Annotated in this window: 11 protein-coding genes and 1 other RNA gene; 4 read left to right on the top strand and 8 right to left on the bottom strand. The window is 62.5% G+C overall.

Annotation, left to right across the window (positions count from 1 at the left end):
- Positions 1-80: 80 nt before the first annotated feature.
- The 3 genes from OU994_RS06720 to OU994_RS06710 all read left to right on the top strand — a co-directional run bounded on the left by OU994_RS06720 (position 81) and on the right by OU994_RS06710 (position 2,453).
- The gene (locus OU994_RS06720) at positions 81-1,424 is read left to right on the top strand and encodes a hypothetical protein (protein ID WP_281610117.1); all 1,344 of its coding nucleotides are present in this window, start codon (positions 81-83) and stop codon (positions 1,422-1,424) included.
- Positions 1,425-1,430: 6 nt separating this feature from the next.
- Complete coding sequence (locus OU994_RS06715) at positions 1,431-2,081, top strand: hypothetical protein (RefSeq protein ID WP_281610116.1); 651 nt, start codon at positions 1,431-1,433, stop codon at positions 2,079-2,081.
- A gap of 108 nt (positions 2,082-2,189) precedes the next feature.
- Positions 2,190-2,453: a PAAR domain-containing protein gene (locus tag OU994_RS06710; RefSeq protein ID WP_281610115.1), complete on the top strand. Its 264-nt coding sequence runs from the start codon at positions 2,190-2,192 to the stop codon at positions 2,451-2,453.
- Between the two features lie 26 nt (positions 2,454-2,479).
- On the opposite strand, the gene glpK is transcribed toward OU994_RS06710, so the two are convergent.
- The 5 genes from glpK to OU994_RS06685 form a co-directional block, all read right to left on the bottom strand.
- On the bottom strand, positions 2,480-3,979 hold the full coding sequence (gene glpK, locus OU994_RS06705; protein WP_281610114.1) for a glycerol kinase GlpK: 1,500 nt from the start codon (positions 3,977-3,979) through the stop codon (positions 2,480-2,482).
- A 9-nt stretch (positions 3,980-3,988) separates the two neighbouring features.
- Positions 3,989-4,326, bottom strand: an RNA gene (gene rnpB, locus OU994_RS06700) — RNase P RNA component class A.
- A gap of 5 nt (positions 4,327-4,331) precedes the next feature.
- The gene (locus tag OU994_RS06695) at positions 4,332-4,760 is read right to left on the bottom strand and encodes a hypothetical protein (RefSeq protein ID WP_281610113.1); all 429 of its coding nucleotides are present in this window, start codon (positions 4,758-4,760) and stop codon (positions 4,332-4,334) included.
- 24 nt (positions 4,761-4,784) lie between these two features.
- Positions 4,785-5,018: a hypothetical protein gene (locus tag OU994_RS06690; protein WP_281610112.1), complete on the bottom strand. Its 234-nt coding sequence runs from the start codon at positions 5,016-5,018 to the stop codon at positions 4,785-4,787.
- A gap of 26 nt (positions 5,019-5,044) precedes the next feature.
- Positions 5,045-5,377 (bottom strand): winged helix-turn-helix domain-containing protein, encoded by a 333-nt coding sequence (locus OU994_RS06685; RefSeq protein WP_281610111.1) that lies wholly within the window; start codon positions 5,375-5,377, stop codon positions 5,045-5,047.
- Positions 5,378-5,505: 128 nt separating this feature from the next.
- Here OU994_RS06685 and OU994_RS06680 point away from each other — a divergent pair, with 128 nt between their 5' ends.
- Positions 5,506-7,206 (top strand): thiamine pyrophosphate-binding protein, encoded by a 1,701-nt coding sequence (locus OU994_RS06680; RefSeq protein WP_281610110.1) that lies wholly within the window; start codon positions 5,506-5,508, stop codon positions 7,204-7,206.
- Positions 7,207-7,268: 62 nt separating this feature from the next.
- On the opposite strand, the gene OU994_RS06675 is transcribed toward OU994_RS06680, so the two are convergent.
- The 3 genes from OU994_RS06675 to OU994_RS06665 form a co-directional block, all read right to left on the bottom strand.
- On the bottom strand, positions 7,269-7,805 hold the full coding sequence (locus OU994_RS06675) for a hypothetical protein (RefSeq protein WP_281610109.1): 537 nt from the start codon (positions 7,803-7,805) through the stop codon (positions 7,269-7,271).
- Positions 7,806-7,899: 94 nt separating this feature from the next.
- Positions 7,900-9,015 (bottom strand): porin, encoded by a 1,116-nt coding sequence (locus OU994_RS06670; protein ID WP_281610108.1) that lies wholly within the window; start codon positions 9,013-9,015, stop codon positions 7,900-7,902.
- A gap of 157 nt (positions 9,016-9,172) precedes the next feature.
- Positions 9,173-10,813, bottom strand: coding sequence for a methyl-accepting chemotaxis protein (locus tag OU994_RS06665; RefSeq protein ID WP_281610107.1), 1,641 nt, complete (start codon positions 10,811-10,813; stop codon positions 9,173-9,175).
- Between the last annotated feature and the right edge of the window lie 283 nt (positions 10,814-11,096).

The following is an 11,096-nucleotide window of genomic DNA, read 5'->3' as shown; positions in this document are numbered from 1 at the left end:
TAGCCATGGCATCAACCACAACTACTTATTCGTGGTTGACGACAAATGATGTACAAGAACCTCTAAGCAACGGAGAAATAATGAAACGCTTCGCAATCATGCCAGCGCTCGCCGCACTCGCCTCCGTGACACTAATGAGTGCATGTGCAAATATTTATGTGCTACGCCCCACCGAAAACAAAGTCTCGATTTCCACCAGCGCGAGCACGGACCCATATAAAGCGCAAGTAGTCGGCATCCAATGGCTAAACCCGCTACAACGCCGGGATTATTCTACCGAATGGCAATTACTTTGGACACTAGGGCTATCTAAACCGAACAAAGATGATGATTTGGTTCGCACTGATCCCGCCTCCTTCTCGACGCTTCAAGCAATAGGTTCAATTGTAAGCGGCGTGAACGGCGAGGAAACCTTTCCGGGCTTTCATCGTAAATATTTTGAATCACTGATTGTCCCATTTCATGACAATTACTTTTCATATTCGACATACTTCTACAATGCACATAACGTGAAAGAAAAAGACACATGGCGCGAGCTGGCAGGAATTCACGTTGAGTATGCGCTACCAAGTGAGAAGTTAGACCCCTTAGAGGCGAGAAGTTTCGCTGTCAATTTTATACGCAGAACATTTGCCATTGGAAACCCAAATTTTCCTACCGCTTGGACTCGCGACGCAGTTCCAGACGTCCATGTAACCACCGGCGGCGAGAATATTGGGTTCAAATCTCTGTCTGCTGCACTTGACTATCTGCAGACTCACCCTAGCGAAACCGCTTGGGCCATGAATTGGGATGCTCCTAATTTCCCCCCAAAAGACGATCAGCTCAACGAAAACATGGTCCTGCTCGTCCTCGCTGGCCCTGATTACAAGACCGAGCGCGAACCGCTCGCCTGGATCGGCTATCCAGCCACCCATAACGCTGCCGACTTTGAAAAGAAATCCGATCTTCCACCCAGGGTCATGCAAGCCTGGAAAGCCACGCTCGCCCAAGCAGTGCAAAACGCTGGCAAGGAACCCATCGACATCGGCTACGTCATCCACGATGCCCACAACACCCACGCTGACTCAGGAGAACGCATTGCCAACCTCGCCCACATTTCGACCAAGGAAATCGCCGAATTCGACTTTGTAAAGCAATCGTTCAATACGTCGGCGCTGCTGGGTGACATGGGCGCCGGGTCAGCCTTGACGAACGTGGCGCTCGGCATCGCCTACGCCAACCACATCGGCAAGAACGTATTAGTCGCGGGAACGACTGATCTCGAGAATCCAGCAGCGGTTGTGATCGTCCCGCCAGCGAAGGTCAGGCCGATCGACCACGACAAACCCTGGTTTCGCGCCCGCAGCGAAAACAACGCGTACCTGATGTGGTGGGGAATCCGCCAGGATACCGAGTTCCATATGCAGGGGTATTCGAAGTAGCGAATTTTGATCGACCACCACCATCCACCGGCTGACGAAGGGATCATCATGAAAAACTTTAAAAGGTTCACCGTGCCTGTGCTTGTGTTCGCGTACCTTGCTTCACCCCTGAGTACTGCGAACCAGATCGTTTGCGATACTTCGTCTGATGAGGAACTGCAGCGCCTTGAAGATGCTGGAGACATACGGGCTTCCTATCTGCTTGGCGCTCGGCACATGAGTCCATATTCAGGAGATAGTTCGTGGGAACCCGCGCAGATTCACTTCGCGAAAGCGGCTGCACAGTTTCACCCACCTTCAATGTATTTCCTGGCCTTGACAGGTGGCGGCGGTAACGCATCGCAACGGTTCGCGTTGAAGTTAAACGCCGCGGAGAGGGGCTTCAAACGCGCGTACGCCGATCTTGCGTATGCATATTCCAACGAGAAAAACCCTGTATACAGCAAGCTCGACGCATATGCCTGGATCAGCATTTGTATCGAACATGACTGGTTCTGCCGCCAAGGCGATCTGGAGAAAATCATCTCCGGTTATAGCGACAGGGAAAAGACCCTAGGGGAGCAGTTGAAAGCGCGCATCATCGAAAAGCAGAAAACCTTTCCGCCCTACGAGGTCGTTTCGGACTGTATCAATGAATGGCAGCCGGCTCCGCGTTGACCCGTCGGTGAGCCAGGCTTGGCCCCTTGCCAAATCGCACGCCGACAAGGCAATTACGCTGTCAAAGACCGGCAATTCTGTAACGCAAGGAATCGGAAAGGAGCACCCATGAAAGGCATCATTCGCCTCCACGACCCCACCAGCCACGGCGGCCGCGTGATCAGCGCCGCGCCGAAGACCAGCGTGCTGGGCATCACGGTGGCCCGCAAGGGCGACCGCTGCACGTGCCCGATTCCGGGCCACGGCATCTGCTTCATCGCGGAAGGCGATCCGAAGGTGACGATCGATGGCGTGCCGGTCGCGTTCGAAGGCCACAGGACGACTTGTGGCGCCAGGCTGATCACGACGGTGCCGAAGAGTACCCGCGGCTGAACATCGACCAACCACCCCGGCAACGCTCAATCCACTTCCCAGCCCCGCGAGCGCTCCACCGCCCTGCCCCAGCGCGCCAGCAAGGCGGCGCGGCGGTCCTCCGGCATGGCCGGCTCGAAACGCCGCTCGCATTGCCACTGCGCGGCGATTTCCTCCATCGACGACCAGAAGTGCACCGCCAGGCCGGCCAGGTATGCCGCGCCGAGCGCGGTGGTTTCCGTTACGCGCGGGCGCACCACGGGCACGCCGAGCAGGTCGGCCTGGAACTGCATCAGCAGGTCGTTGCGGGCGGCGCCGCCATCGGCGCGCACTTCCAGCACCGGCTGGGCGGCATCGCGCTGCATGGCGGCCAGCAGTTCCGCGCTTTGATAGGCGATCGCCTCCACGGCGGCCCGGGCGATGTGGGCGGCGGTGCTGCCGCGCGTGAGGCCGACGATGGTGCCGCGCGCGTACTGGTCCCAGTGCGGCGCGCCGAGGCCGACGAAGGCCGGCACCAGCATTACACCGCCGCTGTCCGGCACGGATGCGGCCAGCGCTTCCACGTCGCCCGACTGGCGGATGATGCCCAGGCCGTCGCGCAGCCATTGCACGGTGGCGCCGCCCATGAACACGCTGCCTTCCAGCAGGTAGCAGGGGCGCATGTCGTCACTGCTGTGCAGGCGCCAGCCCACCGTGGACAGCAGCCGCTCGTGCGACACGGCCGGGCGGGCGCCGGCATGCATCAGCATAAAGCAGCCGGTGCCATAGGTATTCTTGACCATGCCGGGCACGTGGCATGCCTGGCCGAAGGTGGCGGCCTGCTGGTCGCCGGCGATGCCGGCCACCGGGATCGGGCTGCCGAACAGATCGGCGTGCGTGGCGCCGATCTCCGCGCTGGACGACACGACTTCCGGCAGCACCGCTTCCGGGATATCGAACAGCGCCAGCAGGTCGGCGTCCCAGCGCATCAGGTGGATGTTGAACAGCATCGTGCGCGAGGCGTTGCTGACGTCCGTCACGTGGGCGCCGCACAGGTTGAACACGAGCCAGCTGTCGACGGTGCCGAAGCACAGTTCGCCGCGGCCCGCGCGCTCGCGTGCGTCAGGCACATGGTCGAGCAGCCAGGCCAGCTTGGTGGCGGAAAAATAGGCGTCCAGCTCCAGGCCGGTGCGGTCGCGGATCAATGCCGCCTTGCCGGCCGCGCGCATGGCGTCGCACTGGTCGGCCGTGCGGCGATCCTGCCATACGATCGCGGGTCCCACCGGGCACCCGGTGGCCCGCTCCCACAGCACGGTGGTTTCACGCTGGTTGGCGATGCCGATCGCGCGCACCTGGGCTGGGCGCACGTTCGCTTCGCGCAGTACCTGGCGCGCCACGGCGAGCTGGCTGGTCCAGATGTCATCGGCGTCGTGTTCGACCCAGCCGGGCCGGGGGAAATGCTGGGGGAATTCCTGCGCGGCGCAGCCGCCGATGCGGCCTTCGTGGTCGAACAGGATGGCGCGCGAACTGGTGGTGCCCTGGTCGAGGGCGAGGATGTAGTTCTTCATGACCGAATTTAGTGAAGCAAGCCGATAGGCCGGATTCTGTTACGGCACCGGCAAGCCGGTGCTATGACAGCCATTCCTCTAGGCGACGGATTACTCCGCCGCTCAAGCTTTCTACCCGCACGCTCCGCGAGCAACATCATCGCGTGCCTATTTGAAATTGCACCAGGTGGAGGTTACCGCGTTTCACCGTAACTTAATACGCTCGTCTCTGTGGCCCTATTCCTCGCCTTATACCCCGTGAAGGGCTTTCAGCGGACGGCCGTTAACCGTCACCCCGCTCTGTGGAGTCCGGACCTTCCTCCCGCCAACGCATTGCTGCGCCGGCCAGCGGCTGTCTGGCTTGCTTCGGGCGCTATTGTACCCGACCCGCCGCCGCCGGCCCGCGCCAGCGGTCGCCCGGTGCGCGCAGGTAGCGCTCGAACAGGTAGCGCCAAGGCAGCGCCAGCGGTACCACCACGCCGACCAGGCAGGAAAACGCCGTGGCGGCCATGTCCTCGTCCATCGTGCCGGCACGCCACTGCGGCAGCGCGACCATCGCCAGCCATAACGCTTTCCACGCCAGCTCCCACAGCAGCAGCGGCAGCATGCGCAACGGATAGCGGATACCCAGCAGCGCCAGCCCGCAGAGGGCACCCAGCATGCAGTTCACCACGCCCTGCATCAGGTGCTGGTCGGGCGAGGCCGACAGGATGCGTGGCCACACCTGCACCAGCAGCCCGATGCCGATCAGCAGGTACACGGCACGCAACAGGTACAGCCGGAACAGCGATATGTCGGTCATTTTGCTCTCCTCGGGTTGGATGACTCAGTCGACCTGCGCCAGGATGCGCTCGATCGCCGCGATGCGCTGGCGCAGGTCGGCCAGCGAAGCGTCGATGGAGGCCAGCGTGCGCGCCGTTTCGGCTGCCTGGGTGGCGTCGGCACTGCCGGCCGCGCGGTATTTCGCCTGCTGCACGGCGCTGTACGAGCGCATGCCGAAGACCAGCAGGACCGCCACGGCCACCAGGAAAATCGTCAGCAGGAACACATGTTCGGACATCGGGTACCTCTACTGTTCAGGGTTAGTCAGGGTCGCTCAGGATCGCTCATGGTCTGCACCGCGATCGCCACCGCCGCCGGGGTGAGGGTGACATCGAATGCCGCCACGTCGAAGTAATTCAATGCCTTGCCATCCGCCGAAAGCTCCATCTGGCTGCGCACCAGGCCCGCTTCCTCCAGCTTTTGCAGGTGCAGGTGGAGCAGCGGGCGACTGATGCCCAGTTCGCGCGCCAGCTGGCTCACATAGTTGCGCCCGCCCTCGGCCAGTGCGGCCACGATGCGCAACCGGTGCGGATTATCGAGTGCCGCCAGCATGGCCAGCAGCTGGTCGCCGTCACTGCGCTTATTCTTCGCTTTCATGTGTAAACATTATCTGACAGGTGTAAGCATGTCAAGACATCATCCGCAAAACGGAAATCGATGTCGCCATTTCAAAAGCCCGCGGCCGACCCGCGCTCTAGAATGCCGCATCATCCAAAGAGGCCCACATGACCCATCCATCCCGTTCCGGCGGCCAGATCCTGGTCGATGCATTGAAGATCCACGGTGTCGACACCGCGTTCGGCGTGCCCGGCGAAAGCTACCTGGACGTGCTCGACGCGCTGCACGAATCGGACATCCGCTTCGTGATCAACCGCCAGGAAGGCGGCGCGGCGTTCATGGCCGACGCCTACGGCAAGATGACGGGCAAGCCGGGCATCTGCTTCGTCACGCGCGGGCCGGGCGCCACCAACGCATCGATCGGCGTGCACACGGCCTACCAGGATTCCACGCCGATGATCCTGTTCATCGGCCAGGTGGGCGGCGACTTCATCGACCGCGAAGCGTTCCAGGAAGTGGACTATCGGCGCATGTACGGGCAGATGGCCAAGTGGGTGGCGCAGATCGACCGCGCCGAGCGCATTCCCGAGTATCTCGCACGCGCGTTCCAGGTGGCCACCAGCGGGCGCCAGGGCCCCGTGGTGCTGGCCCTGCCGGAAGACATGCTGGTCAGGCAGGCCGCCGTGGCCGACACCCGCCGCTACCAGCCGGTGCAGGCCAGCCCGTCGCAGGCGCAGGTCGATACGCTGCGCGCCATGCTGGCCGAGGCGCGGCGCCCGCTGCTGCTGCTGGGCGGCAGCGGCTGGACCGCACAGGCCAGCGCCGACATCGCCCGCTTCGCCGAAGCGAACCAGCTGCCGGTGGCGTGCGCCTTCCGCTACCAGGACCTGCTGGACAATGACCATCCCCACTATATCGGCGACGTGGGCATCGGCATCAATCCGAAGCTCGCCGCGCGCGTCAGGGATGCCGACGTGCTGATCGCGCTCGGCCCGCGCCTGGGTGAAATGACCACCAGCGGCTACAGCGTCATCGAGGCGCCGCTGCCGCGCCAGCGGCTGGTGCACATCCACGCCAGCATGGAAGAACTGGGCAGCGTCTACCAGGCCGAGTTGATGATCGCCAGCGGCATGCCGCAGGCCGCGGCGATGCTGGCGGCGATGGCGCCGGTGGAGGCGCCGGCCTGGGCGGGCAGCGTGGCCCAGGCAAAGGAAGAGCTGCGCGCATGGCAGGCGCGCCCCGCCATCTTCCAGGATGGCCAGGCGCCGCTGGACCTGTGGCAGGTGGTGCAGGACATCGACGCGCTGGCACCGCACGACACGATCATCACGAACGGCGCCGGCAACTACGCCACCTGGGCGCACCGTTTCCACCGCTACGGCGGCATGCGCACGCAGCTGGCGCCGACCAGCGGCGCGATGGGCTACAGCGTGCCGGCCGGCGTGGCGGCGAAGGTCATCGATCCGCAGCGGACCGTGATCACGTTTGCCGGCGACGGCGAATTCATGATGAACGGCCAGGAGCTGGCCACGGCCGTGCAGTATGGGGCGGGGGTGATCGTCATCGTCTTCAACAACCGCATGTTCGGCACGATCCGCATGCACCAGGAGCGCGAATACCCCGGGCGGGTGTCGGGAACCGACCTGGAAAATCCGGATTTCGCCGCGCTGGCGCAAGCGTATGGGGGCCAGGGCGAAATCGTCGAGCGCACCGCGCAGTTCGCGCCGGCGCTGCAGCGCGCGCTTTCCTTCACGCGCGAGAAGAACCTGCCCGCCGTGATCGAGCTGCGCTACGACGGCAACCTGATCACGCCGGGCGCCACGCTGGACACCATCCGCGCCAACGCGGCGAAGGAAAAAGCAAAGTAAGCGTCATCTCAAGAAGCAATACCCAGGGCGGCGCCCCCCAGGGAGAATCATCCCAGGGAGCGTCACCCCTGCGACGGCGGCACCGCTTCCCACTTCGGTGCCGCCGGGTCACCGGCCGGCGCCTTCTTGCCGGCCGGGCAGGCGCGGCAAGCCTTCGGCTTTTGCGCGTAGTCGCGCACCTTTTGCAGCGTCATCGGCAGCGACTCGTCGGCGCAATAGCCACCGTCCAGCGTCAGCGTGTTGCCGTCGTTTGAAAACTTGCCGCTGAGCGTGCGCTCCGGCTCGTCCGGCGGCTGCACCGTGAAATACATCATCCGGCCGCGCGGGTCGATGTTGACGTCGTTCGCCACCACGGGCCACGACAGGCCGCCCGCCGTGTATTCGTAGATTACCGTGTCCACCTCGGCAAAGCGCTGCACCGTGATGCGCTGGCCGCCGAATTCGCCGCCCGGCTGCACGCACAGGTCCGAGTACACGGCCATGCCGTAGCGCGGCAAGCCCCCCTTCTCCGCTGCGGTTTTTTTCACACCCTGCGGCGCGGCCATGGCGGCGGTACAGGTCAGCAGCAATGCAATCGCGATGCTCGAGTTTGTTTTCATTGGCAGGCCGGCAAAGTCAATCTGGCGTCATTCTAACGCACGAAAAAAAACCGGCCCGCGAGGGCCGGTTTGCATGCGGGGTGAAGCGGCTCGCTTAGAACGAGTGACGCACGCCCACGTTGAACGCGCTGTCGCCCGAACCGACTTCGGTGTTGCCGCCGACGGTGAACGCTGCGTTGTTCTTGTTGTCGATCTTGGCGTACGACACGTAGCCGGTGGTGCGCTTCGAGATGTCGTGCATGTAGCCGATGGCCCACTGCTTGGCATCGCGGTTCACGGCTTCGCGGTCATCCTTGTAGATGAACGAAGCGATGACCTTGCCGGCGCCAGCCACTGGCACTTGCACGCCGACCAGGCCGTCGCGGCTGTCGCGCGATGCGGCGATCGCGGTGGTGGTCGCGTAGGCGATGCCGCCGGTCACGCCGCCCAGGGTGCCCTGGTTCGGGTAGGCGATGCTGTTCAGGCCCTTGCTGCGGTTGAACATGAAGTAGGCCTTGGCAACCTGGAAGTCATAGTTCACTGCCAGCAGGCTGTTGTGGCCGATGCCGCGCTCGACAGCTGCCGCGGTAGCGGTCGAAGCGGTGTCGTTGTTGCGGTTGTTGTAGGCAACGCGGGCGTTCAGCGGGCCGTTGGTGTACGACACGGCGGCGCTCAGCTGGCGGCCGGCCGACGATTCGGACTGTTCGCCGAAGCCGTAGAACACTTCACCGGCGAAGCCGTTGAACAGCGGGGTCTGGTACACGACAGCATTGCTGTTACGCACGTTGATGCCGCTGGCCGGGAACAGGTTCTTGGCCGAGCCAGCCAGGCCGGCGGCGAACGGGTCACCCACTTGCACCAGCGCGTTGTACCACGGGGTGTACTGGCGACCGACCGTCAGCGTGCCGGCGGTGGTGGAACGCAGGCCGACGAATGCCTGGCGGTTGAACAGCGTGTTGCTGGAGTTGTCCAGCTGGCCGTCGTCGGTCTTGTAGCCGGTTTCCAGGGTGAAGATCGCGGACAGGCCGCCACCCAGGTCTTCCGTGCCACGGAAGCCGATGCGCGATGCATTGGCGACGCCCGAGGAAACCTTGGTCACGTTGCCGTCTTTACCGCCGCGCTCGGCGACGATACCAGCGTCAACGATACCGTAGATCGTTACATTCGACTGTGCAAAGGCGGCGCTGCTCATTGCGCCCAGAACTGCAACGGAGATTAGAGTTTTTTTCATTACATTTCCTTCAGTTGTGTTGCATCTAAAAAAGTAAAGCAACGGCTAAATTCGGTCTTGCGGTGCCGGGAATCTATGTTCCGGACCGCTTATGCGTGACGGCAAACCCCGATTTGCCACTGTGCCGCGAGCCTTCGGTAAAGGTTGCGGCGCTCACTTATTGTCGCGGCCGATTCAATCGCGCCGTCTTGTTATCAGTGCGCTGGGCACTGGAGGCGGCACTATACTGATGGTTTGCTATTCCATCAAGAGTAAAAATACTTACCAGCCGGGCCAGGCTGGAGGCCTGATCCTGCATGCTGTGCGACGCCGCGGTGGCTTCTTCCACCAGCGCCGCGTTCTGTTGCGTGACCGCGTCCATCTGCGCGATCGCTTCATTCACCTGCACGATGCCGGCGCTTTGCTGCTGGCCGGCGACCGTGATTTCGCCCATGATGTCGGTCACGCGGCGCACGCTGACCACCACCTCTTCCATCGTGCTGCCGGCCTGGTTGACCAGCCTGGTACCGGCCTCGACCTGGTCGACCGAATCGCCGATCAATTCCTTGATTTCGCGCGCCGCCGCAGCCGAGCGCTGGGCCAGGTTGCGCACTTCCGATGCCACCACGGCGAAGCCGCGGCCCTGTTCACCGGCACGCGCAGCTTCCACTGCCGCGTTCAACGCCAGGATATTGGTCTGGAAGGCGATGCCATCGATCACACCGGTGATGTCCGAAATCTTCTTCGCCGACTCGTTGATCGAGCCCATCCGCTCGACCACCTGCGACACCACCTGCCCGCCCTGCTCGGCAATCGCCGATGCGTTCACGGCCAGTTCATTGGCCTGGCGCGCACTGTCGGAATTGTGGCGAACGGTCGACGTCAGTTCTTCCATCGACGCCGCGGTTTCTTCCAGCGAGCTGGCTTGCGCTTCGGTACGGGACGACAGGTCCACGTTGCCGGCCACCACCTGCTGTGCCGCGCTGGCGATCGTTTCGGTGGAATGCCGGACCTGGCCGACGATGTTGGCCAGGCTGTCGCGCATCGACTTCATCGCGAACAGCAGGCTGCTGTCATCGCCCGCACGGGTACGCACGTCCACGTTCAACTCGCCTGCCGCGATCCGCCCGGCCAGTTCCACCGCGTATTGCGGTTCGCCGCCCAGCGTCTTCACGAGCCAGCGGGTGATCAGCAAAGCCGCCAGTGTGCCAAGTATCACCGAGATGACCAGCAGGCCGGCGATCCAGGCGCGCGACGCATTGTATACCTGATCACCAAATTCTGCCGCCGCGTTGCCGCCTTCGCCGTAGTATTTGACCAACTTGTCAACCTGGCCGCGCAAGGCAACGATCAGTTTATTGGATTCGCCACGGATCAGCTGCTTGGCCAGCGGCAGGTCACCGGCGCGCACGGCGGCGCGCAGTTTCGCGTCCTCGGCCATGTAGCGATCCCACAATGCCAGGAATTCGCTGTACAGCGCCTGCTCTTCCGGCGTCTTGATCAGGGCCACGTATTCATCCTGCATCTTCTTCAGGTCGACGAGGTCGTTGGCGATCACCTTGTCGTACTTGTCCAGGTCGGCAACCTGGTCGGAAATGATGTATTGCAGTTCACGGGTACGAACGCGGGCGATCTGCGACTTGATGTCCTGGATGACGCGCATGGCCGGCATCCAGCGCGTCGACAGCCCCCTTGCCGTGTCGTTGACCTTGGCCAGCTGGTTGATCGAAAAAATGCCGACGACCGCCGTCAGCAGCAGGACCGCCGCAAAGGCGAGGCCCAGCTTGGTTGAGAGCTTGCGCCCGGTTAGCCACTTCATGTGATTCCCTCTTGTCTGTAATGGATGGCAAATTGCCGCACGGCAAAATTTTAGCGCATTGCAGCACGCGACGTATCGTTCCCTTGTTGAAATGTCCAGCACAAATCCGAATGTGTCGTTTTTGCGTCAGCTTGAAGAAACAATGATGCGTCATGGAAATTTGATGCGGAGTGGCCAAACTTCCCCGCCGTTGCAGGGTTTCAGCAGCAAATATTTCAGACCTAAACAATATTCGGTTGCTGCATTGCAGCAACAATGCCTTGAAGAAAAATCCCGACTCCAT

The organism is Pseudoduganella sp. SL102 (assembly GCF_027856995.1).
Classification (GTDB): Bacteria; Pseudomonadota; Gammaproteobacteria; order Burkholderiales; family Burkholderiaceae_D; genus Rugamonas; species Rugamonas albidiflava.
The sequence above is the reverse complement of the archived record's forward strand: the minus strand, read 5'-3'. Positions and strand labels throughout refer to the sequence as shown.

What these genes read in the sequence shown, in the direction of transcription:
- OU994_RS06670 (WP_281610108.1), bottom strand. Translation starts at nt 9,015, where the DNA reads ATGAAAAAAACTCTAATCTCCGTTGCAGTTCTGGGCGCAATGAGCAGC.
- OU994_RS06690 (WP_281610112.1), bottom strand. Translation starts at nt 5,018, where the DNA reads ATGTCCGAACATGTGTTCCTGCTGACGATTTTCCTGGTGGCCGTGGCG.
- OU994_RS06695 (WP_281610113.1), bottom strand. Translation starts at nt 4,760, where the DNA reads ATGACCGACATATCGCTGTTCCGGCTGTACCTGTTGCGTGCCGTGTAC.
- OU994_RS06720 (WP_281610117.1), top strand. Translation starts at nt 81, where the DNA reads ATGAAACGCTTCGCAATCATGCCAGCGCTCGCCGCACTCGCCTCCGTG.
- OU994_RS06685 (WP_281610111.1), bottom strand. Translation starts at nt 5,377, where the DNA reads ATGAAAGCGAAGAATAAGCGCAGTGACGGCGACCAGCTGCTGGCCATG.
- OU994_RS06675 (WP_281610109.1), bottom strand. Translation starts at nt 7,805, where the DNA reads ATGAAAACAAACTCGAGCATCGCGATTGCATTGCTGCTGACCTGTACC.
- OU994_RS06665 (WP_281610107.1), bottom strand. Translation starts at nt 10,813, where the DNA reads ATGAAGTGGCTAACCGGGCGCAAGCTCTCAACCAAGCTGGGCCTCGCC.
- glpK (WP_281610114.1), bottom strand. Translation starts at nt 3,979, where the DNA reads ATGAAGAACTACATCCTCGCCCTCGACCAGGGCACCACCAGTTCGCGC.
- OU994_RS06680 (WP_281610110.1), top strand. Translation starts at nt 5,506, where the DNA reads ATGACCCATCCATCCCGTTCCGGCGGCCAGATCCTGGTCGATGCATTG.
- OU994_RS06710 (WP_281610115.1), top strand. Translation starts at nt 2,190, where the DNA reads ATGAAAGGCATCATTCGCCTCCACGACCCCACCAGCCACGGCGGCCGC.